Source organism: Streptomyces sp. NPDC034037, assembly GCF_055575715.1.
The window spans coordinates 1-23,854 of the sequence record NZ_JBVISC010000015.1 but is presented as its reverse complement, the minus strand read 5'-3'; the positions used below and the strand labels follow the sequence as shown (position 1 = coordinate 23,854).

General features: G+C 68.8%; 23 protein-coding genes and 3 pseudogenes. 19 read left to right on the top strand and 7 right to left on the bottom strand.

The window, feature by feature from the left end; translation table 11 throughout:
• Positions 1-2: 2 nt before the first annotated feature.
• Positions 3-340, top strand: a pseudogene (locus ACZ516_RS33330) (hypothetical protein); the annotation flags it as partial.
• Here the strand turns inward: ACZ516_RS33330 and ACZ516_RS33325 are convergent.
• Positions 304-1,086 carry an oxidoreductase gene (locus tag ACZ516_RS33325; protein ID WP_469013445.1) on the bottom strand — a complete coding sequence of 261 codons (783 nt, stop codon included), beginning with the start codon at positions 1,084-1,086 and terminating at the stop codon, positions 304-306. The pseudogene ACZ516_RS33330 and the gene ACZ516_RS33325 sit on opposite strands and share 37 nt — an antisense overlap.
• 78 nt (positions 1,087-1,164) lie before the next feature.
• Positions 1,165-1,743 (bottom strand): TetR/AcrR family transcriptional regulator, encoded by a 579-nt coding sequence (locus tag ACZ516_RS33320; RefSeq protein WP_469013444.1) that lies wholly within the window; start codon positions 1,741-1,743, stop codon positions 1,165-1,167.
• Between the two features lie 421 nt (positions 1,744-2,164).
• On the opposite strand from ACZ516_RS33320, the gene ACZ516_RS33315 reads away from it, so the two are divergent.
• Positions 2,165-2,746 (top strand): snapalysin family zinc-dependent metalloprotease, encoded by a 582-nt coding sequence (locus ACZ516_RS33315; protein WP_469013442.1) that lies wholly within the window; start codon positions 2,165-2,167, stop codon positions 2,744-2,746.
• Positions 2,747-2,947: 201 nt separating this feature from the next.
• Here ACZ516_RS33315 and ACZ516_RS33310 read toward each other — a convergent pair whose 3' ends face one another.
• Positions 2,948-3,253, bottom strand: a complete 306-nt coding sequence (locus tag ACZ516_RS33310; protein ID WP_469013440.1) for a hypothetical protein — start codon at positions 3,251-3,253, stop codon at positions 2,948-2,950.
• A gap of 152 nt (positions 3,254-3,405) precedes the next feature.
• Between ACZ516_RS33310 and ACZ516_RS33305 the strand changes: the two genes are divergently transcribed.
• From ACZ516_RS33305 to ACZ516_RS33275, 7 genes are all read left to right on the top strand, one after another.
• Positions 3,406-3,780 carry a ribonuclease FAU-1 family protein gene (locus tag ACZ516_RS33305; RefSeq protein WP_469013438.1) on the top strand — a complete coding sequence of 125 codons (375 nt, stop codon included), beginning with the start codon at positions 3,406-3,408 and terminating at the stop codon, positions 3,778-3,780.
• A gap of 525 nt (positions 3,781-4,305) precedes the next feature.
• Positions 4,306-5,058, top strand: a complete 753-nt coding sequence (locus ACZ516_RS33300) for an RNA polymerase sigma factor (RefSeq protein ID WP_469013436.1) — start codon at positions 4,306-4,308, stop codon at positions 5,056-5,058.
• Positions 5,055-5,858 carry a hypothetical protein gene (locus ACZ516_RS33295; RefSeq protein ID WP_469013434.1) on the top strand — a complete coding sequence of 268 codons (804 nt, stop codon included), beginning with the start codon at positions 5,055-5,057 and terminating at the stop codon, positions 5,856-5,858. Before ACZ516_RS33300 ends, ACZ516_RS33295 begins: the two co-directional genes overlap by 4 nt.
• Before the next feature lie 377 nt (positions 5,859-6,235).
• Positions 6,236-6,364 (top strand): hypothetical protein, encoded by a 129-nt coding sequence (locus ACZ516_RS33290; protein WP_469013431.1) that lies wholly within the window; start codon positions 6,236-6,238, stop codon positions 6,362-6,364.
• An 11-nt stretch (positions 6,365-6,375) separates the two neighbouring features.
• Positions 6,376-6,735: a relaxase domain-containing protein gene (locus ACZ516_RS33285; protein WP_469013430.1), complete on the top strand. Its 360-nt coding sequence runs from the start codon at positions 6,376-6,378 to the stop codon at positions 6,733-6,735.
• A gap of 39 nt (positions 6,736-6,774) precedes the next feature.
• Positions 6,775-7,719: a hypothetical protein gene (locus ACZ516_RS33280; protein WP_469013428.1), complete on the top strand. Its 945-nt coding sequence runs from the start codon at positions 6,775-6,777 to the stop codon at positions 7,717-7,719.
• A gap of 217 nt (positions 7,720-7,936) precedes the next feature.
• The gene (locus tag ACZ516_RS33275) at positions 7,937-8,407 is read left to right on the top strand and encodes a hypothetical protein (RefSeq protein ID WP_469013426.1); all 471 of its coding nucleotides are present in this window, start codon (positions 7,937-7,939) and stop codon (positions 8,405-8,407) included.
• A 59-nt stretch (positions 8,408-8,466) separates the two neighbouring features.
• Here the strand turns inward: ACZ516_RS33275 and ACZ516_RS33270 are convergent, their stop codons facing one another.
• Positions 8,467-9,072, bottom strand: a complete 606-nt coding sequence (locus ACZ516_RS33270) for an ankyrin repeat domain-containing protein (protein WP_469013425.1) — start codon at positions 9,070-9,072, stop codon at positions 8,467-8,469.
• A gap of 1,416 nt (positions 9,073-10,488) precedes the next feature.
• Between ACZ516_RS33270 and ACZ516_RS33265 the strand changes: the two genes are divergently transcribed.
• The 4 genes from ACZ516_RS33265 (at position 10,489) to ACZ516_RS33250 (ending at position 12,702) form a co-directional block, all read left to right on the top strand.
• Positions 10,489-11,052 carry an RNA polymerase sigma factor gene (locus ACZ516_RS33265; protein WP_469013423.1) on the top strand — a complete coding sequence of 188 codons (564 nt, stop codon included), beginning with the start codon at positions 10,489-10,491 and terminating at the stop codon, positions 11,050-11,052.
• Complete coding sequence (locus tag ACZ516_RS33260) at positions 11,052-11,969, top strand: hypothetical protein (protein ID WP_469013421.1); 918 nt, start codon at positions 11,052-11,054, stop codon at positions 11,967-11,969. The genes ACZ516_RS33265 and ACZ516_RS33260 overlap by 1 nt, the downstream gene beginning before the upstream one ends.
• 156 nt (positions 11,970-12,125) lie before the next feature.
• Positions 12,126-12,353, top strand: a complete 228-nt coding sequence (locus ACZ516_RS33255) for a hypothetical protein (protein ID WP_469013420.1) — start codon at positions 12,126-12,128, stop codon at positions 12,351-12,353.
• A gap of 172 nt (positions 12,354-12,525) precedes the next feature.
• Positions 12,526-12,702 carry a hypothetical protein gene (locus ACZ516_RS33250; protein ID WP_469013418.1) on the top strand — a complete coding sequence of 59 codons (177 nt, stop codon included), beginning with the start codon at positions 12,526-12,528 and terminating at the stop codon, positions 12,700-12,702.
• 307 nt (positions 12,703-13,009) lie between these two features.
• Here the strand turns inward: ACZ516_RS33250 and ACZ516_RS33245 are convergent, their stop codons facing one another.
• Both ACZ516_RS33245 and ACZ516_RS33240 read right to left on the bottom strand, forming a co-directional pair.
• Positions 13,010-13,360 (bottom strand): ankyrin repeat domain-containing protein, encoded by a 351-nt coding sequence (locus ACZ516_RS33245; protein ID WP_469013417.1) that lies wholly within the window; start codon positions 13,358-13,360, stop codon positions 13,010-13,012.
• Between the two features lie 19 nt (positions 13,361-13,379).
• Complete coding sequence (locus ACZ516_RS33240) at positions 13,380-14,654, bottom strand: MFS transporter (RefSeq protein ID WP_469013414.1); 1,275 nt, start codon at positions 14,652-14,654, stop codon at positions 13,380-13,382.
• A 147-nt stretch (positions 14,655-14,801) separates the two neighbouring features.
• Between ACZ516_RS33240 and ACZ516_RS33235 the strand changes: the two genes are divergently transcribed.
• The 6 genes and pseudogenes from ACZ516_RS33235 to ACZ516_RS33210 all read left to right on the top strand — a co-directional run bounded on the left by ACZ516_RS33235 (position 14,802) and on the right by ACZ516_RS33210 (position 20,012).
• Positions 14,802-15,383: a CGNR zinc finger domain-containing protein gene (locus tag ACZ516_RS33235; RefSeq protein WP_469013413.1), complete on the top strand. Its 582-nt coding sequence runs from the start codon at positions 14,802-14,804 to the stop codon at positions 15,381-15,383.
• A gap of 274 nt (positions 15,384-15,657) precedes the next feature.
• Positions 15,658-15,768 (top strand): annotated as a pseudogene (locus tag ACZ516_RS33230) (DUF6879 family protein); the annotation flags it as partial.
• A 10-nt stretch (positions 15,769-15,778) separates the two neighbouring features.
• Positions 15,779-16,627, top strand: coding sequence for a helix-turn-helix domain-containing protein (locus ACZ516_RS33225; protein ID WP_469013412.1), 849 nt, complete (start codon positions 15,779-15,781; stop codon positions 16,625-16,627).
• A 326-nt stretch (positions 16,628-16,953) separates the two neighbouring features.
• Positions 16,954-17,100: pseudogene (locus ACZ516_RS33220) on the top strand (restriction endonuclease); the annotation flags it as partial.
• A gap of 195 nt (positions 17,101-17,295) precedes the next feature.
• On the top strand, positions 17,296-18,327 hold the full coding sequence (locus ACZ516_RS33215) for a hypothetical protein (RefSeq protein WP_469013409.1): 1,032 nt from the start codon (positions 17,296-17,298) through the stop codon (positions 18,325-18,327).
• Between the two features lie 470 nt (positions 18,328-18,797).
• Entirely contained in the window at positions 18,798-20,012 is a 1,215-nt protein-coding gene (locus tag ACZ516_RS33210; protein ID WP_469013408.1) for a hypothetical protein, read from the top strand.
• An 875-nt stretch (positions 20,013-20,887) separates the two neighbouring features.
• Here ACZ516_RS33210 and ACZ516_RS33205 read toward each other — a convergent pair.
• Complete coding sequence (locus ACZ516_RS33205) at positions 20,888-23,284, bottom strand: helicase associated domain-containing protein (RefSeq protein ID WP_469013407.1); 2,397 nt, start codon at positions 23,282-23,284, stop codon at positions 20,888-20,890.
• Positions 23,285-23,854 lie beyond the last annotated feature (570 nt).

Below are 23,854 nucleotides of genomic sequence, written 5' to 3'. Positions count from 1 at the left end.
CTCGAGCTCGCCAGTGGGCCCGGAGGAACAACGTCGAGCTGTGCTTCACGCCGACGAACGCGTCCTGGACGGACCCGGTAGAGGCGCACTTCGGACCTCTGCGGCAGTTCACTCTCGCCAACTCCTACCACCCCAACCACACCGTCCAGACCCAGGAGTTGCACCACTATCTGCGCTGGCGCAACCAAAGACCAGGCACCCCGAAGTGCTGGCCGCCCAGCGGCGCGAGCGTGCCCGCGTCCGCAGCGAGAAGGGCATCCGCTGGGGCGGACGTCTCCTCACCGCCCCAGCCCGGCAGTCGTCTCACACCGTTTTGATGCCGCCGCCCTCGACGACGTAATCGGCGCCGGTCACGCTTGCCGCGCGGTCTGAGGAAAGAAACGCGACGACGGCCGCGACCTCGTCGGCCTCGACCATGCGGCCAGTGGTCATACCCATCGTCGCGGGCACCCCGGCCACGAATTCGCGGTGCCCGACGCCGTTCGCCTCCGCGAGGCGGGCACCGAAGCCGTCGGCGTCCTCCCACATACCGGTACGCGTCGGACCGGGAGAGACAGTGTTCACACGCACACCCTGAGGGCCGAACTCCTCGGACAGCGCCTTGCCGAACGCGTTGAGACCCGCCTTCGCGGCGCCGTACTCGATCGGGCCCGTGCCCGGCAGGCGGGCACTCATCGACGAGATGTTCACCACCGAACCGCGGCGCTCCAAGATGCTCGGCAGCAGCCGACGGGTGACCCGGACCGTGCCGAACAGGTTGACCTCGAAGGCCTGCGCCCACAGGGCATCGTCAGTGGCGAGGAACCCGTTCAAGGTGAACGTGTCGCCGCCGCCCAGGTTGTTGACCAGGATGTCCACGCCGCCGAGTTCCGCGAGCGCCTGTGCCCCCAACTCCTCGGCACCTTCCGGCGTGCTCAGGTCCACCGCTACCGGGTGGGCACCGGCCTCCTTCAGTTCGGCCGTGATCGTGCGGGCCGCACCCACCACGCGGACCCCCTCGGCGACGAGCTGCCGGGTGATCGCGAGGCCCACGCCTCGGCTGGCCCCCGTGACGACCGCAGTCTTTCCGGCGAGATCGAGCTCCATGTCAGACTCCTTGAATGTATTTGAATTACAGGTACAAAATTAGGCCGCAAAGAGGGCGACACCAAGCGGCGGCGCCGACTACAGTGCCGCCATCGCCGCGTCCACGACCCGCCGCAACTGCCCGGCGTCCTCAGCCGTCTTCGCCAGCACTCGCATGCCGATTACCGTTGCCAGCAGCCAGGCGGCCGTCGCCGCCGCGTCGCGGTCACCGGCGATCTCGCCGGCCCGCTGGCCTTCCTCCACGGTCGCCCGGAACTGGCTCTCCGTACGCGCGAACATTTTGCGCACCGTGTCAGCTGTCCCGGCATCCGAAGTGGCCAGCTCAGCGGCAGTGTTGACCGCCATGCAGCCGCGCCGGTCCGGGTCGCTCAAGTCGAGTTGGACCAGTGCCTCCAGTGCACCCCTCAGCCGATCCTTCGCTGAACCGGGGTGATCGAGAAGTGCCTCCAGCCACGCGGCCTGTGAGTCGCGGTAGCGCGTTAGTGCCCGTTCGAACAAGGCATGCTTACTGCCGAAGGTGTTGTACAGACTGCCCTTGCCGATGCCGATCTCATCCACGAGATCCTGCGGCGTCGTCGCCGCGTACCCCTTGCGCCAGAACACGCCCATCGCGCGCTCCACCGCCACGTCCGGATCGAACTGCTTCGGCCTGCCCATGACGCCACCGTAACACCGTTTTTGACCGTAAGGTAAAAAACAAGTGGCTTCTCGACGCCCACCGCCGCCACATCCTGGGTGCCGACCCGGTAAAGGTTTCCGGTCAGAGCACTAGCTGGCATCGGCCTCGCCGCGAGAGGTGCCGTCGTCGTGGCCGGAGTCGCCTCCACCAGGGATCGGCAGTCCAAGTCGAACTGCATGGCCACCGCCGGGTACAGCAACTGGATACAGTCCGCCGTCTCCAACGGCTGATCGCGGCGACGCAGGGAAGCAGGCGTCGCCGCCTTGGCCCGGCACTGCGTCGTCGTCACGGGCCCGGCAGGCAAGTAGTTGACAGGATTGGCATGTCCGCGACACTCGTCTTGGTTCCCTCTCTCGATTCCCACAGGGTCCGAGAACCCCTACGTGTGAAAGGACAGTGATGGTGCACTTTCTACGGTTGGGTATAGCCGGCGCCGCGGCAGGGATGCTGCTGACCGCGGTCCCGGCGGCGCACGCCGTGTCCACGGCCGAGCCCACCAGGTCGAAGCGCGTGGCCGCACAGGTCACGCTCCGCTATGACGCCAGCCGAGCGGCAGGCTGGGAGCAGGCGATCTCTGCCGGGGTCGCCTCGTGGAACGGCAACGTCGGCAACATCAAGCTGGTCAAAGCCGCCCCTGGCAGCCGAGCGGAAATCCAGATCGTGGCCACCACCGGCTGGCCGCAGGCCACGCTCGGACCGGTCCGGCCGGGCGGCCGGGGCAGGGTCGAACTGGGAAGTCAGGCGGTCTCCCAGGGTTACGACAAGACCCGCATCGTCGCCCACGAACTCGGCCACAACCTGGGCCTGCCGGACACCAAGCCCGGCCCCTGCTCACAGCTGATGTCGGGCTCCAGCGCCGGTACGGGCTGCCGTAACGCGGTGCCCGACACGGCCGAACGCGCGCGGGTCGAGAACGCGTACGCGGGCGGCGCCGCGGCATACAGCCCGACTGGTGGCCGCGTGCTGGTGGACACACCCTAGTCGGCAAGGGCCACCCCGAGGTGACGGTGCCTGACCCCAGCCATACCGCGGCCAGGCATCGCCACCCGCGCGTGTGCAGCGGTGAGCGAGCATGTCCCCGCCGACAGCTTGGAGCAGCAGCAAGGTGGCCGGCCTGAAGCTTCACGCCGACATTCCAGGTCAAGCGGCGGTACGTCCCGCACGACGTCAACAGGGCTCTGCTCAGGGGCCGCTGAGGACGTCGTGGGTGCCGATGCGGCGCCAGATGACGTATGGGGTGCCGGGACGGTGCTCGGGTCCGTACTCCCAGGTGGCGCGTCCTGCGGGGCCGGTGCCCATGGACCAGGTGAGCTCGTAGATGCCCCGCGCTCGTTGGACACGCTTGATGCGGAGGCCAGCGCGGAAGCGGCCTCCGGTGCGCAGGTCCTCGACGAAGGCCGCCACGGTCTGGCGGAAGCGGCGGCGCTGTTCCGGGGTGAGGCGGTCCAGGTCGGCGGCGAAGCGCGGCAGGGTCTCATAGGTCGGCACGTCGGTCCTCCAGGCAGCAAGAAGCCCCCGGCGGTTGCCGGGGGCGGAGAGTGGGTGACGGGTGCAGGGGGCGGCGTCTTTAGCCGGTCGGTGGGGGAGCGGTACGTAGATGTGCACTCGTTGGCGTTGAAGGCGTCTGCTGGCGGTTTCCGGTGTCGGTGAGGCGCGTGTGGCGGGGGTGCCGCGCAGCATTTACATGGCCCTGGCGGTGTCCGCCGGGCGGGTGCGGTGGCCGCGAACGCCCGCCGGGCGGGATCGGAGGGGACGAGCGCCGCCTGCGGAACTGGTACGTCAACTTCGAGCGCCCCACCCGCCGCACCGAGGCCGGGTTCGACACCGTCGACCTCACCGTGGACCTGGTCGTCGCGCCCGACCTCACCCGCTGGGAGTGGAAGGACGAAGACGAGTACACCCATGTGCGGCGCCTCGGCATCATCTCCGACACCGAGCACCGGGCCGTCGACGCCGCCCGCAGCGAGATCCTGGCGATGCTCACCGAACGCTCCGGCATTTCGCGGCCTGGATGACTACATCGCCGACGCGGCCCTGTCCCGGCAGCTTGCACAGGCCCTCGCCGCCGTGATGACCGCGACCGTGACGCCCGCCGACTTCTGGGCATCGCGGGCGACGAGGGAGAGGGAGTCGACCGCCGCCGCAGTGACCGCGCCCGTTTCGTACAGCCCACGAGGCGGCGCGGGCTTGGGCCCGGTTTCCAGGGCATCGGTACGGCCCGCTGGCGGCTGACATCGGAGCTGTTGGGCGTCTCTATGTTTGATGTGCTCAGGTCACGCGAAGCGCGACAGCACCCCGCATCACCGCAGATGAGAGGGATCACGCATAACGTGTGCCCCACGAACATCCGTGTTTCGGCTCTTGCTCCGTGTACTAAGCGAGAGGGTCCCCGCCCTCTCCTTATTCCCCGAAAGGAGCCGAGTCCCTATGGCTTGGCAAGACTTCCCGCACGGCGGCGAGGTGGCGGTCCTGGCTACCTTGACGTTCCTCACCGTCGTGACGAGGACGCTGGCCCCGGCGGTCTGGTTGTGTGTGACCGGATGGCTGCAGATCCTTCTGGAGCGCGAGCGCCGGGCGACGATCACTACCGTCACTACCGCCGCGCCTGCGGGGACGACGGTGACTGTCCTGGACGGCAGGCGGGCCTGGCAAGCGCGAACGCCGTTGCCGCGTTTCTTGGCCTACTCGCGTGGGTCGGTGCGGTGACGACACCAAATCCTGCAGCGGGAACGCTCGGCCCAGCGTCCCTTTCACGCACCGTATTTGAGGCCACGGTCGAGGAGCACCACCCGGATCTCCTCAAATGTGCCGAATGGCGCACGGCCGGTGACCCGCATCTCGCCGCCGACGTTCTCCAGGACGTCTATGCCAAGGTGCTTCGGCGCGTCGCCCGGGACCTGGAGATCCCTGGTGATCCGGACGCGCTTGTGCAGTACATGCGCAAGGCGATCGAGAACATGACCAAGGATTACTACCGCAGTTACGGCCGGAAGGTGATCCCGAAGGGGCTCACGGTCCCGCTGGCACGGGAGGAGTCCGAGGAGGAGACCCCCGAAGAAGCAGTGCTCGCCTACGCCTACCGCCAGGTGGCGGCCGGGGTGAACGGCCTCATAGAGACGCTGCCCCTGCGGCAGCGCCAGGTTGTGCAACTTATGTTCTGGAAACAGATGGGCAAGGACGAAGTCGCTCAATACTTGGGCATTAAACCCGAGTCCGTGATCAGGTACCTGCGCCTGGCTAAGAAGAACCTCAAAGTCCAGGCACAGCAGATTCACAAGGAGGTGGTCGCGTGAAGTACGGGGATTTGCTCATCGTCGACGAATTGCACCGCCTCGACCGCGTAGCGGCTGATTTGCTCCAGCTGCTCATCGACCGCTGGGTGTCCTTGCTGTCCAGCGGGCGGGCATCCATACAAGACGAATTGAGCGAGACGGTCGGCCGCCACCAGGCGGCCGGCCGCCCCGGCATTCATCCCCACGCATGCGGGGATGAACCGGAGGCCACCGATCGCCGCGCCTCCTATCCCCGCGTATGCGGGCATGGGCAGGAGAGCGACATCCCTCCTCCCCGGACGTACGGATGCCGTCCGGAAGAGGAGTTGTGGGAGATCCTTCACTTGGAGCACGCCGTCACTGGGGCTCAAGCCAGACGCGGGGCCGAGCTGCTGGAACTGCTGGACGAGGAAGAAGCAGCACTGTGCTGGTGGAAGCTGGCGGCGGCTCTCGGGGACGCCGACGCCATTGACTACGTGGAACTGCTGCAGGAGGAGGCGTTGCGGGAGACGACGCCGCCCAATCCATCCTCCCAGTCCAGGCACTGCAACTCCCTGCAGCTGCACGGGATCGAGGAACTGCAGCCAGAACGCGTGGGGGCAGCACTGGGATGCAGGCCCGAGCAGCGGGCCACAGCTGCTGCTCCGACAGGCCCGGAGGATCCCGGTGATCTCGCCGCACGACTGAGTCGGGAGGGAGCAGTGCAAGGACTGCGTGATACAGCGCAAAACACAGCTCGATCCACAGTTGCCGCACTGCAGGTAGATCGAGGAATGACATGGACACCGGAGGAAGACGCATGCCTAGCTAGTGGTAGATAGGGCTCTTTGTTGCCTGTTCTTTGAACGAATGGAAGGCATTTCATAGATCGCAGCAGGCCGAGGCTGGCGACCGGGAGAAGCGGTCGCCAGCCTCGGCCTGCTGCGTTGGCAACACCAGTGTCTTCGCCGCGTCGCTCACCCAAGAGACCACCAGTGCGGGGTGCCGGGTCGTTTCGACGGGCCGTACTCCCAGTTGGCGCGTCCTGCAGGTCCGTAGCCCATGGGCCAGGTGAGTTCGTAGACGCCCGGCGCGCGGCGCACCGCCTTGATCCGTAAGCCGGGGCGGAAGGTCCGGCCAGCGCGGAGGTCGGGGACGAAGGTGTCCAGGACGACGCGGCGGAAGCGACACCGCTACTACCTTCGAGTACGAGGTCGCGGTGATCCGCTACGGCAAGGACGGCATCTACCGGGTGAGGCCGCCCGGCGGTCTGGTCGCCGCCCGCTTCCGCCACTACGAGGCGAGGTCGGGCCGGCCCTTCTGCATGACCATCTGCTGCTGTCGGTGAAGGGGCAGCGCATGGACGGGAAGTGGGGCTCGATCCACACCACGGCCCTGCACGAGAACACCGTGGCGGCCTCCTCGCTCTACAACGAGCTCGTGGCCTCCGAGACCTGCGAGGCGCTGGGGCTGGCGACCGAGCCGCGCATCGTCACCCCGGGGCGCCGGCCGGTGATGGAGATCGCCGGGGTGCCGCACGAGCTGATCCGCTGGACCGCCCGGCGCAGCGACCAGATCGCCGTCTGCCTAGCCGAGCTGGAGCACGAGTACGTCACCGCCGTCGACGACGACGGCGAGCTGAAGTTCCTGCCCGTGGTCTCCGAGCGGGCCCGCGCCAAGATGCACGCCGTCGCCGCCCGCAAGACCCGCCCGCCCTAGAAGACCCAGCCGCTCGCGCAGCTGCGCGCCTGGTGGAAGGTGAGCGCGATCCTCACCTCCAAGGTCGCCGCCGACGTCATCACCAACCTCATCGAGCACGCCCGCGCTGCGGCCGCCGCGATCCGGGCCCGCGTCGCGGCCGTGGTCGACATAGCGCTGGCGGCCGTCGACGTCACCGCGACCGTGTTCGTGATGAACGAGGGTGGCCGCTTCCACCGCCGGCACCTGCTCGCCGAAGCCCGCCGCCACCTCGCCCTGGTCCTGCGCGGCCGCCGCCGCGACCCCGGTCTGGACGAGGAGATCGTGGCCGCCGCCATCTCCAACCACTGCCTGGACATCAGCGAGCCGAAGACCACCATCGGCCTGCTGGCGGACTACCGCCTCTACACCGCCCGGTGGGACCTGGCCGACCTCCCCGCCCGGCCCCGCCCACCCACTCCCGCACCTGACCCGGACCGGCAGCCCCCGACCGATCCCGGCGAGCCGGCTGCGCTCCGGCCGCCGGGCCAGGACGCGGGGGAGTGGGAGATTCCCCGCATCCCGCTCCAGTACGACCGTGCCGTCCTCGCCGGTGCGGTGGTGCGGGAGAAGCTGCGCACCACCAACACCGCCGCCGCCGTGAGGGACCGGGCGTACGACGTCGTCGCCCACCAGCAGGTGGCGATGCCCGAGCAGCTGCTCGCGCCCGAGCCGGCCGACCCCGAGCACGACGACCAGGAGCCGAAGGCCGGCCGCGGGGACGCGATCGACATGACGGCGCTGCGGGCCCTGCGGAAGTCCCGCACGGACGTCGAAGCCCTCGATCTCACCGCCGACCGACTGCGCCGCATCCAGGAGGCGGCCACCAAGATGGTCAACGACTCCCGCGCCCGCGACATCGCACAGGCCGACGCCGACCCGGTGCGCCCGGTGCGCTCGGCCGACCAGCAGGCGCACCGCCCACAGCAACCCGGACCACACCGCGGCCGGGAGGCCGGCCACTGAGTGGACTCGGTGGTGCGCGCCCGGTGCGGTGGTGTGCACCGACGACGCCCGGATCCACTGAGGGGGACGACGGTCCCCCCTCCCGGTTTGTCCGGTGGCCAGAAGTCTGGTCTGTCTGCCGTCGAAGTTGGACGGCGAGGCCTTTGTCCTGGTGCCTGTATGGGTGAATCAGGCTGGAAGCCCACCCCCGCATCCGCGAGTTCGTTAGAAGGGGTGGATGACGGAATCTGAGGACCTGCGGCTGATCCACGCGATGTGGCGGGCGGCTGATCTCACCCGGGCCTATCTGTCTCAAGAGCGGGGTCAGGTCGCGCGGTGCCTTGCGGGCTTGGACATCCCCCAGCTGGAGCGCGTTCTGACATGGCTGATTCTTGATCACGACGCGCTCTTCGGTGAGCTGGGGGAGCCGTCTATGTCGGTGCGGGAGCTTGACGGGATGGGGGCACTTGCACCGCTGGAGACTGAGCTGGCGGTGATGACGGCCGTACGTCAGGTCGCCACGGGGGAGATGGGTCTCACCGCGGCGGTGGAGGGCCTGATACCGCTGGACCGGGTGCACGCCCTCGCGATCTGCACTGCGGTCATGATGCTGGAGGCGCGCGGCCGTAGCGCAGCTCTGGAGAGCCTCGATGCTACAACGGCGAGGTACGGGCAGATGGGATACTCCAGGCCTTCCACGGCCCCTTGATCCGTACCGGAGGCCTCCGCTCGCGAGCAGAAGCCGACCGTTGTCGGACCACGGGAGGTTCAACCCTCGACACCGGCGGCATGCAGGGCATCGATGATGAGCGCGTAGCGCTCCGCAGTCTGCGGAAACCGCTGCACGCGGTGGTGTACCTCCCTCAGTGCCTTCCCCGTTGGTGTTGCGCCGCGAGCGAGCAGATGGTGCACCATCTGCACCTGTCCGAAGAGGGCCGCCCACTCCAGAGGCGTCCTGTCCTTCATCACCGCATCGATGTCCGCCCCATGGTTCAACAACAGGTCCACAGTCTGCGGGTGGCCGTGGTCTCCCGACGTCGCCGCCAGCACTATCGGCACGTAACCCAGCCTGCCTTGGGCGCCGATGGGGGCACCGGCATCGAGAAGGGCCCTGACCGCTTCTGTGTGGCCGTGCATCGTTGCCTGGCACAGAGGCGTCGTCTCGTCGCACTCGCCTGTTCGCTGTTGCGGGTCCGCCCCCGCCGCGAGCAGTAACCGGACGATCTCGGCATGCCCCTCCCGCCCCGCGAGATCCAGTGCGGTACGCCGAGCCACGTTCGGGGTGTCCACCTCAGCACCCTCGCTCAGCGCCCGTGCCACTTCAGCCGCGTCACCATCCTCGGCGGCCCGTGTCAACTGCTCCGCTTGGTCCATGGCGTGATCATGCCTGGCCATCCAAGTTCACTGACAAGCGGTCCAGTTCGACGTCACAGGACACCTGGCTTGATCACGATGCGGTCACGACGGAGAGGTTTTTCGAGGTCGGCGTCACACGAAGCCCGAACTCCACACCTGTACGAGGTGAATGGCGGGAGAGGCCCGCCCCACCTCCAGGAGCATCCCTTGGCGACCGCCGGCGATCCCGAGCAGCCCCTTGACCGGACCGAACAGGCCCCCTCCGTGGGCCCCTCCATCACCCCCTCCGTGCCCCGTCACCACGGGCCGGACGTTTCCGCAGGTCAGGAGCGGTGGACAGGGGGTCGCCGCAGGTCCGACAACCCTCATGTAGAGGTAGCGAGGAAGCCAAAGCACAGGCTTAAGGCGCTTGGCGGCCTGCCCCGCGTCGTACTCGGTTCGGTGCATGAGATCACCTCTCGCTCGTCCGCCGGAAGCGACGGGACAGAACATGACAGAAAACATGAAAAGCTGTCAAGACCCTTTAAAGGCGCGCAAGTTGGACGCGCTCCGCTAGGACTGCGCTCGTGTACGCGAAAGGTGTACGCCCGTCCGGATGGCACGGGAGTGGTCCGCCGACCCGCGGTATTGACCGGGCGTGCAGGGCGCGGGAGAAGCGCTGGAGCCGGACGATCTTGAGCGCCTGGTCCTCGCCGCCTCGACCCGAACATCGACTGCGATTTCTTGGCGCGGCAGGTTGGCCGAGCGTCGTGCGCTACGTGCAGTCACTTCTGTTCGGATACGAACAGATACGAACGCAAACGGAAAATCTTCTGCGGAGCAGGCCTGGAGTATCGGCTTCCGGGCCGTTGGTCACGGGCTGACCTGTGATGGGGGCGCGTGGTGCGCCGGTGGTGCGCCGTGCGGGCGGCGGGGGCGCATGTGCGGATGCGCACGCGTGTGTGATGTGCATCACGTGCTAATGGCCGGGGTGCAGGTCACGCGCTGTAAACGCCTTCGGGCGTTCACGCTCCGCTAAGAAGATGGTCTGTTGAGTTAACAAGCGGCCAAGGTTGAGCGGTTTGGTGGGTGAAGAGCATCCGCTCGCCCGGCCCGCCAACGCGGCAGCCGAGCAACCCATTTGGTAGGAAAAGGAGTGTCCGTGGGGCACCTCAGCATCAGGCGGGCCGACCGGCCCAGCCCCGGCCGGCCGCCCGCGGCCCGGTCCGCCGTCTCCGGCAGGCGCGGCCTGTGTTCGGGCGCGCCCGCGACTTGGCCGGGGCACCGCTCCGGCCCGCCGCTCCGCACGCCGCAGGCCGCCGTCGCCTCGTGCTCGCCCTCTCCGTCGGCACTGCTGCGCTCGCTGCAGGCCCGCTGCGACGACTGTCCCGGCCCGCGTGGCGCCGTCCGCGCCGCCTGCGCGGCCGCGGCAGGACCGTGTTGTCAGGGGGCCCGGTGAACGACTTTCCCGAGCAGGACTTCCCGTTGGCCCAGCCGGCCCAGGACGAGGACTTCGTCCGCTTCTTCGCCCAGCACAAGGACGAGTTCTTGCGTACGGCCATCAGCTGGACCCGCTGTCTGGAGGACGCCGACGAGATCCTGATGAACGCCGCGGTGAACATGTGCCGTAAGTGGCCCCGTATCAAGGTCCACAGCAATCCCATAGCTCTGGCCCGCACAATGCTGAAGGCCGCGCGCTCCGACTTCTACCGCCAGCAGGCCCGCCGCGTCCCGGAGGTCTCCTTCACCGACCTTGCGTATACCGAGCCCGTCACCGTCGACGACCTGCTCGCCCTGCGCGGCTACGAGCGCCTCGAACAGGCCCTCAGCCGCCTGCAGGCTCGTGCTCCCCAGCAGGCCGAGTGCATCCGCCTGCGCTTCACCGAGGACCTCACCACCGCCGAGGTCGCCGCCCGTCTGAACATCAGCGAAGGAGCCGTCCGCACCAACGTCTGCAAGGGCCTCAAGAACCTCAAGCACTTCATGGACCTCCCCAACACGGGGAAAGGGGATTCCTGATGACCGACCGTCCGCTGCGCAGCACCACCACGCAGCAGTCCCATCCGGACACCGACACCACTACCACCGGCGACCACACCACCCCCACACCCGCACACTCGCCCGCGTCTGCGCCCGCATCCGCTTCCGGCGGGCCCGGCCGCCCGGCCCACGACGTGCCGGACGACGAGCCCGCCGAAAGGGGCTGCACAGAGGTCATCGACGCCCTCAAGGCCGAGGCACGGGCCGTCACCGACATGGTCAGCACCCATGACACCCACGACTTCCTGCGCCGCCTGGCCGCGCGCGTCGCCGAACAATCCGCCCGCCCCCCACGCATCCAGCGTGAAACCACCCCCGCACCGCCCCGCGCCACCGGAACGGGGGCACCGGCAGCCACGCCCTCCGCCTACACCCTGCGCCCCTCCGGCATCGCACGGCCCCTCGCCCGCCGCACCCGGCGCCGCCGCCCCACCCCGATCATCACCCACGACCCCACCGCCCACCCCCAAGTCGTACGCGCCTACCTGCGCCTGACCTGCGAAACAGTGCTGCGCAGCGACGACTTCGACCACATGCTGTTCTTCGACCGCGACTACAACCCGGCCGGCGCCCGCACCTTCGCCTGCCTGCTGTACTGCATCGACCGCACCGAAAGCGCCCTGTTTTGGTGGGCCTTCGCCGCCGGCGTCGGCGACCCGCTGGCCGCCCACCTCCTAGCCGTCTACCACGCCCTGGACGACACCCACACCCAAGCCCCCGCCCGGGCACGCGCCTGGCGAGCCTTCGCCCGACTACTCCACTACCACCCCGAACACCACCTGCCCCGCCCCGTCCAAGGTGAGCCCCGCATCGCCGAAGGCCTCGCCCGCCCCGTCCCCTGGAAAGCAGAAATCCGCGACTTCATGATGCGCGACCCCGCCGAACTGACCCGATAAACGAACCCCCGGACCAGCTGGTCCCTCTGCCGGCCCCACCCCACTGCTACACAACCCCGCTCACCCGCTGACCCAGCCGCGCCCCTTCCTTCTTCATCTCCATCACGCCGCTGCGGCCACGCGGGCCTCACCCATGCCCAGAACAAGGAGCACCCGATGACCACCCCTCCCCAAAACCCCGCCACCCCCGCCGAACTCTCCACCCCGCGCGCCAAACCGGACGGCCACCCGCCCACCGGTACACCACGTGCGCTCACTACCCGCAAACGGCTGCACCGGCTGCGCCGCACCGCCGCAACCCACATCTTCCGGGGGCTCTGCTACGGCCTGGGTACCGCCGCGTCCGGCCTGCTCGGGTACTGGATTCAGCAGCAGTACCTGTGAGAAGTCGTCACTGAAGTGGAGTCACACCATGGGGAGAACGGTCAGGGCGGGGGAGGCAACCTGCACGAGATGAAGCCGGAGCTCGCGCGGCCGCCAAGAGTCGTCGGCCTCGTACTGCGCGAGGCGGAAAGCCGGTCGTTCGCGGCTTCGCTTGCGGGGAGCAGACCCAACCGTGCTGCACCACGTGGTCGACGTCGGCACGGCATACCCGGAGCCGGGCGGAGGCCTGCTCGGGTCCGAGCGGGGTGTCGGCGGCGACCAGGGCCGCCAGGCCCTCGTGCTGGCAGACTTCCGCGACCTGGTCGGGGTGGTGCAGCGTTCCGTCCGGGTTCGCACTCAGGACGACTAGATCCGCGCCCACGTACGCGAGGGGCAACATTCACCCGCCCGGGCCTCCAACAGCCCCGTCGCCACCCCCTCGGGGCGAAGGCCTGCGAACCGCCACCCGGCCGCCGCGGCTGCTGATGTACTGCCGCCCCAAGACCAGGGAGAGGGGCAATGGCCGGGTACAGCAGGGGCTCCACGGTGAAGGTCCGGGGCGCATGGTCCCGCTGGACCTGCGAGCGGGAGGGCTGCGGGCAGACCGGTACGCCGCGCGGCGACCAGCACGACGACGTCGCCGCGGTAGGGGCGGCCCGTCACCAGCAGGAGGCCCACTACGAGGCCCTCATCGGCGACACGTGGTGTTCGCGGAGGTTGGGGTCGGCGCCGTGGGCGAGGAGTTCGCGGACCGCGGCGAGATGGCCCCACGCGGCGGCGCCGCACAGCGGGGTGCAGTCCGTGAGGCCGGAGCTCTCGGGGTCGGGGCAAGCGCCCGCCCGCAGCAGGGCCCGCACCGTGGACGCGGCGCCGTGCACCGACGCGGTGTACAGGGCCGTCGTGCCGTCCGCATCGGGGAGCTCCGGATCAACGCCGGTGCGCAGCACGCGGCGCACGGTGTACGTGTCGCCGACCGCCGCCGCCCACACCAGCCGGCGGGTCAGCTTCTTCTGCTTCCGTCTGTTCACCGGTTCTGCTTCCCTTCGTTCACCGGCGCGGACCATCACCGGCGTTCGCCCTGGCGCGCCGGTGCCCGTACTGTCCGGCTCGCTGCGTGCCGACGGCGCGGCGGTTGGTAAGCAGGGCCGCTCCGAGCAGAGTGGCGAGGACCTGGCATGCGGCGACCGCCAGCAGCAGGGCACTGGTGCCGACGCCGCTGAGGGCTCCCGCGGCGGCCGCGCCCCCGGCGGCGGCGGTGCTCTTCAGCCCGGCACCCAGGGTGAAGATCTGGGTACGGACCTCGGTCGGCGCGTACCGTTCCCGGGCGGCGAGCAGCGCGCTGAAGAGGGGACCGGTGCAGGCTCCGGCGAGTACGAATAGCCCTGTCGTCACGCTGAGTTCCGGTTCCGCTGCCGCCAGGGCGAGTGGCAGGCCGGTCCCCGCCAGGCAGCCCAGCACCACACGCTCGGGGTGCGTGTCGGTCCACGGGCGTACCGCGTAGATCAGCGACCCGGCCAGCCCACCGACGGCGAACGCGGTCATCAGGCCGCCCGCAGCCCACCCGGCGCCGTACTGCCGGGCAAGCAGCGCGGTCAGTACGGGCAGCGCGCCGACGCCGATCTGGCCGGCGCTGCTGGACCAGGTGACCGCGCGCAGGGGTGGGTTCCTGACCAGTTCCAGCAGTCCGGTGACCAGGTCGGCGGGGCGCAGGCGCACACCGTGTCCGATCGCTTCGGTCCTGGGGGCCAGCGGCAGCGTGAGCATGACGAGGCCCGCCACCGCCCCGGCCGCACCCAGTGCCAGCAGAGCGATGGCCGGGCCCGCCGCCGCGGACAGGGCGGCGGCCAGGGCCGGTCCACAGATACCCGCGAGGTTGTACGAGGTGGAGTCGATGCTGAAGGCCCTGCTGAGACGGTCGGCCGGAACCAGCTCGCCGAGGAGGCTGGTCAGACCTCCGGTGACGAGCGGTGCGCAGCATCCGGCCGCCGCGACGAGGGCGAGGGTGCAGCCGGCCGGTATTCGACCTACCGCGAGTGCGGTGACGGCGAGTCCAAGGCCGTAGGTGAACAGGCACGAGGCATGTAAGAGGCGACGGCGGGGGACACGGTCAGCCACGGCGCCGAGGACCGGTGCCGCCACGACGTGCGGGATCATCAGCGCCGCGACCAGCGCGCCGCCCAGCCCCGCGCTGTGCGTCCGCTCCAGCGCGAGCAGGACGAGGGCGATCCGGGCGCCCTCGGCGGCGAGCCGGGCGGGTATGGCCACCCCCAGGTAGTGGATCAGCCGGGGAGTGGCGGTGACGGGTGCGCCATGCGTGGTCATGTGCCCTCCTGCCCGGCCGTGGCTGTGGCCGCGGTACGGGTTCGGCGGGGCGTTCAGCCGTCCCGGCATGCCCCGCTCTGCGTCATCGGTCAAGGGTATGATTCCACGATCTTGCCGTGCCATGCCGACGAGCGCCACACTGGGGTCGTGGACTTCACCTTCGTCAGTGATCACCTGGCCCTGGATTTCGCCGCGACCGTGAGCTGGCGCGCCACTTACCCCATCGAGCTCCTGGCGGAGCCGGCGGACCTCGCCGCATGGGCGACGCAGGCCGGGCTGACCGACCACCCGGGCCAGGTCTCCCGCGCGGGGCTGGACCGCGCCCGGTCGCTGCGCGAGGCCATCTACCGGACGGCCGTCGCAGCGGAACAGGGCGCGGACGCCGCCGTGGCCGACGTGCGGCTGATCCGCGAGTGCGCCCGCGGCCCTCAGGTGGTCGTGGCCCTCAAGGCGCTGGGCGAGGTCGAGCGGCGCGGCGGCGTCGACGAGGTCCTGGCCACGGTCGCGACCAGGGCGGGGGAATTGTTCGGCGGTGACGATCGCCGTCTCGTACGCGTGTGTGCCGGGACGGAGTGCACCCGGCTCTTCCTGGACCGTTCGCGCGCGGGCAATCGCCGCTGGTGCGACAAGCTGTCGTGCGGGAGCCGGGCCAACGCCACCGCCTACCGCCGCCGCAAGTCCGCCGCGCACCCGTCCGGGGCCGCGCCATTTGGCCCGTGCGACGAATGATCCGCCAACGGGCGGGGGTAAGACGAGTGCTTCGTCGGGGTGCGTACCGCGGCGTGGTCGGTGGACGTGGCCGTCATCCGGCCGAGGTGGGTCGGCCCGTTCAGCCCAGGAGAACGACCCGACGTCAGACACGCTGCCCGGCTCGGGGCTGGGTTGGTCGACCTCGGCCGCGCCGATCTGTCCCGCGTACTGCACGGAGGACCAGACTCGGCTCTCAGCAGCGGCTGAACGGATGGACCGTGGTACCGAACAGCTTTTGCGCCACCGGGTCTACGGCAAGGAACGCACCACCGACCCGGCCGCCGTCGCGCTGTGCCACGCCGCCTTCGAGGCGGTCTGGGAGCGCGCCATCCCGCACGAGAAGTACACCCTCCAGGCCCACTGAGTAGAGCACCGTGAGTACATCCCCATCGTCCAGCGCCCAGGCCGCCCGCGAGGCGCTGGCCGTGCGCTTGCAGCACCTGCGCAAGGGCGCCGGCCTCACAGGGAAGGAACTCTCCGCCCTGTGCGGCTGGCACCCGGCGAAGACCACCCGCATCCAGAAGGGCGACGCCCCGCCCTCCGACGCGGACATCCGCACCTGGTGTTCGGCGTGCGGCGCGGACGACCAGGCCGACGACCTCATCGCCACCGCCCGCGCCGTCGACTCCATGTACCTGGAGTGGCGCCGCCTCCACAAGGACGGGATGCGCAAGCTCCAGCAAAACCTGAACACCCTGCACGAACGGACCCGCGTCTGCCGGGTCTACGTCTCCAACGTCTTCCCGGGCTTCTTCCAAACGCCGGCCTTCGCCACCGCCCTCATGGGGCAGATCACCACGTTCCAGGGCACGCCGAACGACGTCTCCGAAGCCGTCGCCGCCCGGGTCGCGCGCTCCCGGTTCCTCTACGAGGGCGGCCACCGCTACGTCGTGCTCATGGAGGAGCCCGTCCTGCGCTTCCGCACCGCCGACCCCGAGGCCATGCGCGGGCAGCTGCGCCACCTCCTGACCGTGATGCCGCTCGCCTCGGTCTCGCTAGGCATCATCCCCTTCACCGCACAGCGCACCGTGTGGCCGCTGGAAGCGTTCTACCTCCACGACGACACCGTGGCCGTGGTGGAGACCCTGACGGCGGAGATCAAGGTGACGCAGCCGCGCGAGCTCGCCGACTACGCCAAGGCGTTCGCGGGCCTCGCGGAGATGGCCGTCTACGGCGCCGCCGCCCGCGACCTCATCGGGGCCGCGATCGACGCCCTGGGGTGAAGTTCCGCAATTTCCCGCAATCTCGTTGAGGACGGAGCCGAAGCCTCCGTAGCGTCGACGCCACCGACGCGACCACTCAGCACACGGAGGCGGTGCCCATGAAGCGCACCCACACCCGCCGGACCCGCACCCGACGGACCCGGCCTCCAGCGGCCCGACTTCGGCCGGCCTTCACCCGCGCTGCTGGAGCGCGCCGTACGCGCCTATACCCGCTTCCTCGCCGACCCGGACCCGGACGCCGACAGGGGCGACCACGGCCAGGCCGGCGACGCGGCGGGCCTGCGGTGAGCGGGGCCTGTGCCGTGCTCCACGATCCCGAGGGCCTAATGGACGCCGAACTGCCCCTGGACCGCGCCCCGCACGAGGCCCTCGTCACCGCCGTCCTCGCATGGAAGAACCCGGACCTCGCCCCGGGCGACTACGAGCAAATCGCCCTCCAGCTCACCGGGCACGCCCGCGCGGTCGCCGCCGACGAGGTGGGCCATCGACGCCGACCCGAAGGGCATCGGCCCGCGGCTGCTGACCCTCGGAAGCAGCCTCTGGTGGAGGGGAGATGACACTTCGAGGACAGCTCGTAGAACCCCTTGGGGGGCGGTGCCCTGCGCAACCGACTACGGCTGTCAGTGCCTCGCCCTATGCTCCGTTCAGGAAGACGCGAAGGGGACGAAGTGGCCAACCAAGACATCGACCACCGAGCGATTGAGAAGCACGTGAAAGCCCTTCAGAAGGCGTACGAGCGTGCGGCGAAGAAATACCCCGTCACCGTGCCAGTGACGGGTAAAGGGTTCTCAGTCTCCGCAAGCACCGGCGTAGGGATCGAACAGGACCCGCAGCTCGTTCGTTTTCTCATCTGGGTCGGTGACCATCAAGAGCACCAGTTCGCCGAGCTCGACGCCTACGCCGAACGCGTCAGTATGCCGAAGGACGATGTGCACGTCTTGGCCCTCGAGCTCGAGCGGGACGGGCTCGTTGACTCCATGGGCTCGTTCGGTGCCGACGACTCCTACCGAATGACCGCTGACGGGCGGGTCGAGCTACGACGACTTGCCCGGCTGCGAAGCTCACCCGACGCCCGGCACCGCTATGCGACAGACGCTTTCCTGCGCTGGCTGTACGCCACCGCCCATGATCGGAGGCATGTCGACCCGGCGCAGTTCATGACCACGACCGAAGCGTATTTCGCCGGAGAGGATCTGTCGGCTACCGAAGTGGACTACGCGGTCGCGCGACTGACCAGCTCCCACCTCGTCGACATGGCCGGCTCAGCCGTGGCCATCACGATCGACGGCATCGACTGCGTACTTTCTGGAGCAACCGTGAGCGACTACCTCAACCGAACCCGGCCCGGCGACTACTACAGCATTACCGGCAACACGAACGTCGTGGCCGGATCACAGGGCAAGGTCGAGCAGCACAACCACAACAACGCCTTCGATCCCAGGGCGATGCGCGAGTTCGCCGCCCTAGTCCAGCAGCTCGCCCCGACCTACGGCCTCGACCCTGCGCAGCAGGCCGAGCTCATCCATGAGGCCGAAGTCCTCGATGAGGAGGCTGGCAGCGAGACCGCCCAGCCTGGACGTGTCCGCGCTGCGTACGACGCCGTTATGGGCCGGCTGACCCAGATCGGGGCCGCCTCGGCTGCCCTGACTACGACCCTCCAGCAAGGCCAGCAGGCATACAACGCGGTCTTCGGCGGGTAGATCCCGTGCCCGTCACCTGTACTGGGATCCGCGCCCGGCTCGTACGGGCTTCCTGCACCCGGCTGGACCGCCTCACCGAACCCGCTCCGGTCGTCCCGTAGTTCGCCGGGGGAGCGCCCCGAAGATCCCAGGCCCTACACGCACACCAGTGTGATGCCGCAGCTCAGAACCCCGGGCATCGCACCTCAGTGCGTGTAGAGCCTGGGAGCGGTGCCGCTGGCCCCGGACAGCGAAGGACCCCGGGCCGCGCTGCGCCCCGGGGTTCTGCCGTCGGTCTCACCACCACAGCTCACCGCCAACGTCACGCCACCCCCACCTCCGGTCCAACGGCGTCGGTGCTTGGTGCGCTCACCAAGCACCGGGCTGCTGTCCACCCATGAGATTGGCTGGCTGTAAATCTGGAGGTAGCGGGTGCGTGCAGGTCTCTACGATCGTCAGATGATCCGCGTGAACTGGTCAAGGAGGACTCGGTGGGCGAAGTAGTACGGCACCCGGCAAGCGACCTGATCTCGGATAGCGAAGTCCCCCTGATCATGGCGGAGATCCGGCCTCAGTGGCAGTCCAAGGGACTGATCGAACGCGTTCGTCGTCTGCTGCCGGTGGATCCAAGTAGCGCATGCCAGCGGCTGCTGAACGCAGCTGTCCAAGACCTCCGTGAGAAGGTCCAAATTGCCGGTATCGACATCGCCTCCGAAGTGGCCGCAGCGCACAAACTGCCACCGATCAACCGGGGCGACCGGGGTGCCGAAGACATCGAGAACTACTCCACCGCCAAGCTCATCGATCTGTCGTACAGGATGGGGCTGCTGAGCCGGCCCGAGTGGCGCAAGATGACTCGCGCCTACGACATCCGCCGCGACCTGGAGCACGAGGACGCCGAGTACGAGGCCGGCATCGAGGACTGCATCTATATCTTCAAGACCTGCGTCGACGCGGTTCTCTCCCGCGACCCCATCACGCTCATCCACGTCTCAGAGGTCAAGCAGATCGTCCAGGCCTCGGGCCCCGTCGCCGCCGACCCCGACCTTTTGACCGACTACGAGCACGCCCCTGACACCCGACAGCTGGAGATCCTTAAATTCCTGCTGAGCATGGCGCTGAGCGACTCGGAGCCCGAACTCGTCCGAGGGAACTGCTACGCCCTCATCACGGAGATCTCCCCCTGCACGCGCGACGGTGTACGCGTTGACCTGGCTAAGTACCAGATGGACAAGGTCGGGCGCGTGCCGCTGACCGAGCTTCAGGTCCGGGTCGCCCATGCAGCCGGCATCCTGCCGTACTTCCGCAAGTCTCAACGAGCTGCTTTCTTCCGCAGCCAGCTGGAGGCCCTAGAGAAGATCGGACACAGCTGGAGGGCCCACGCCTCCCACGGGCCCGCTCTCCGACTGTTCCCCGAGTTCGGCGGACTCGCCGCGGTTCCACCTGACGTACGGGTGAACATTGTTCGCTGGATGGCCCTGTGTTACATCGGCGAAGAGGGCGGTTACGGCACGATGGGCCGTAACCGCAAGGTCTTCTTCAGCAACAGCGCCGCGCCTCTGATCGAGCAGATGTTCAAGGAGGACCGCGAGATCATCCGTGACGACGTCAGCGGCCTTCAGAAGGATCGCGCCGTGAAGCGGGCCTGTGCGGATGAGTACGTGGCTCGCCGCTTCCAGGACCTCTTGGACCTTGTGGGTGCCTAGACAACGGCTCGGGCGCCAGGACAACGACCTTTGCGCCCGAGCTGCGGCGGCTCCACGATGCGCGCTGGGGGCCACCCCCCCGAGCTGCTCCTGCGAGCGCAGTTCTCAGGCCGGAGCCTGCCGACCTCGGCCCGGTGCCGGACAGATTGGAACCTGACGCAAATTTCCCGCAAATTACATGCGGGGCTGTGCCTACAGCGGGTTACCCGGCCGCCCGGCCGCCCGGATTGCTGGACTCAAGAGAACCTGGGCCAGCGCCAACCATCTCCACGCCAGAGCACTCGATCAAGTTGGCCCGGCCGCCCGGCCGGGTAACGCTGTGCTGACGGCAGCGGCGGTGCAGCTGTCATCAGGCTCAACTCCCCTTGCCCAGAGCGCCCGTGGCCTCGCACGACACCGTGTAAGTTGGAGCCGCTTCCTCGTGAAGAACCTTCGGAGGGGACCGCGCTGTCGGGTCCTCGGATCCGGGACCCGACAACAAGGTGTCGGTTCCACAACCCCGAAGGGGATTCAATGGGGAAGCATGCGAGGCCAAAATCGGCGCGCTGGAAGCGGAGGCTGAAAAGCATCCGACTCTGGATCGCTCCGACGGCGGCGACCGTGTTCTGGGTAGGTCAGATGGTCCGCACCTGGTGGTACCGCAACTGACGCCGCCCCTAGCTACTCGAGAAAGCTAGGGACGGCACCCGACACGGTGCGGGGCCCTTGCCGTTCCAGCGGCGGGGCCCCCTCCGCTTTCAGTGGGCGCCGACAACTAAGGCCCACTAATTCGGTGTCTCACTCTAACGCACCACGTGTTGCCCGTCTGCGATTTGCGTACGTAGGTGCGTACGCACCTGACCGACATTTGCGCAGGTCACGCTGCCGCAGCGCCGCTACGCCGCCGCCCACTCCAGTCCGAGGCCGGCGAGCGCGGCGAGCTTGTCGGCGGTCAGCTTGGCCCGGCGGGTCTTGGTGTTGGACAGGAACACCCCGAGTTTGACCTCCGTCCCGTCCGGCAACGCCTCTACGTGCCCCCTGGGGACCTTTACAGAGCCGGTGCGGTCCTTGTACTGCGCCAGGGCCGCAACGCCCCTGTCGAAGGCGCTCACGGGGGCCGTGGACGGTTCTGCGGACGCGTCCGGCTCCGGGGCCGGAGCGGCGAGCGGGGTGATGCCGACGGCCTCCAGGCGCTCGCGCTGCCCGTCGGCCAGGGCCGCCCACACCTCGGGCCGCCGCTGCCTCGCCATCCACTTACCCACGTCCATGCCGTGCACGGTGAAGCCGGGCAGGACCTCTGCCGGGCCTTCCTCGTCCCGCACCAGCTCGCGCAGCGCGGCGTAGTGTCGCTGCCACTCGATGGGCCACAGCGGGTTCCAGTCCTCGTCGATCTCCTTCAACGCGGCCTCCCACTCCGGGTGCCCGTCCAGCGCGCTGGAACGGCGGAGGTTGGACAGCCACTGCCCGATCGGCTTGTCCAGCGCGGCCGCCGACCTCGGAGCGCACAGCGTCCAGTGCTCCGCGAAGTAGACCCGGGCCGCCGCCAGGTTCTCCTGGAACCGCGCATCAGCCGCCGTCCAGGCCATGCCCAGCTTCTCCAACCGCGCCGCGCGCCGACCGTTCATCTGCCCGGCCCCGTACGCCCGCCGCTGCTCCGCGACCCAGGTCCCCAGCGGGAACGCCCCCTCCTTGTGCTCGTATGGCACACTCGCGTTCCCGACCCGCTCGACGTACTCCTTGAGCTTCGCCCAGCCGCGCGCCCAGTCCTGCCGTTCCGTGTCGATCACGTTGAAGGACACCCAGTTCGCGACCATCACCGGATCACGCGGAGCCGCGAAACGGAGCAACAGACGGGTTTCTTCCTCATCATCCCCCGGCGCGGCACCGATGTATTCGGAGGGCTGCGCGTAAGCCTTCTGAGGCTCTTGCGGGATCGCCAGCAATTCCACAGCCTCTTCATCGTGAGCCCGCAGACCTTCCAACACTTTCACCAAAGGCTTGTACGAACCCGAGGTGAACATATCCTCCGGGCTTTCATCGGGTTGGAGAAATACCGGCACGATCAAAGAGGCGAGCTTTCCCTGTCCGGGCTTTTGCCGCAGCGCGCGGCCGATCGCCTGCACGATGTCGTGCGGCGCGCCCTTGGGGTCCAGCAGGGCCACGGAGTCCACGGCCCGGATGTCCACGCCCTCGCCCAGGACGCGGCAGTTCGACAGGACCGCCCGCCGGGCGGTGGAGCCGAACTTGCCCAGCACGTCCCGCCGGCGCTCCGGGACGTGCTCGCCGCACAGCCAGTCCGCCCAGATCTCTGCCGGGTACTTCTCGGGCTGGTCGGCGTGCAGCCGCTTGGCAACCCGCTGAAGACCCTCCGCATACGCCGCGGCCTCTATGGTCCGGTGGTGGAAGGTGATGCACGTCGACAGGTTGTGCTGCTCCATCGTGTGCAGCAGCGCGGCCTGGAGCGCTCCGAGGCGCTGCCCGCGGACCTCCTCGGTGTGCCGCTCCTCGCCCATCAGCCGGTCCGGGGTGACGACCGGGTCCTGGAGCTCCAGGACGATGATCTGGTACCGCGCCAACAACTTGCGGGACACCGCCGATGCGAGTGAGAGCTTGTAGAGGACCGGGCCGAAGACCTTCTCGTCGTCCATGGAGGCCGCCATCTCGCGCGGCAGCGGATCGCGCACCCCATCGGCGACCTCGCGGTTCAGTCGCTCCTCCCAGATCCGGGGCGTCGCCGTCAGGTATAGCCGGCGGTGCGCCGGGATCTTCGCCTGGTCGTGGATGTCCGCCCACGCCTTCCCCATCGACCCCGACGTCCGGTGCGCCTCATCGACCACCGCCAGGTCCACCGGGGCGAGCTTCTGCCCGTAGGCACCCTCGAACGCCTCCACGAGCACGCCCAGCGAGGCGTAGGTGGCGTAGATGGTCACCGGCCCCTCCTTGTGCCACAGGGCCAACTGCAGGGGGTTGGTGGTGCTCCGGACCCCCAAGTGCCACAGCTCCGGGTCGTCCAGCGGCGAGCACACCATCACGGCCGGCCCCTTGTGCCCGGCGCCGCTCCACGCCTTCACGGTCTGCGCCAGGAGATCCAGGGTCGGCACCACCACGAGAATGCGGCCCTTGGGCACAATCCGCTTTGCGGAAGCCGCCGCGATGATGGTCTTTCCGGTGCCGCACGCGGCGTGCACCTGCCCGCGCAGACCATTCCAGGGAATGCCGCCCGGCGGGATATCGAGGCCGCGCACGATGGCGGCTACGGCCTCAATCTGGTGTTCACGCAGTTTCACGGCCATTCCCGTGTTCTCCTTTTCGCGGAATGCGACGCGTAATAGGAATGAGAGTCCGGCGCGGTGAGTGGCGGGCCGGGGTGGTGGTGTCTGGGCCCAGACTCTACACAGTCAGTACCCTTGATGCATCATCCTTGCGGCGGCTTCCCCATGTAGGCTGACACTTGGCTGAACCCCGCCCCAAGGGCAGGGTTCATAGGGTATGCTGGCGGGGTAGGTGAACGTAAGCGGCCGGTTTCGAGGGTGGGGGGAGGGGTTCGGGTGGAGCGCAACGGAACTCGTCACTGCGATGGGGCCGGCACCCCATCAGGCCGACGGTCTGTCACTTCCGTTGCGGGGGTAGTGACTAGGATTCCCAAGCCCTACACAGGCCCGCGCGTGATGCACTCCCCCCTCGTAGCCAGCCCCGGTGATCGCGCTTGCGCGGTCGCCTCCAATTCGCGCTTGCGCGAATTGCATTCCGTTCGGAATTCCGCTTGCGGAATTCCATTCCGGCGCTTGCGCCGGAATCCGAATTGCGCTTGCGCAATTCGTGCTCTATGCCCCGGCTTGCCGGGGCATATCCCGCTCCGCGGG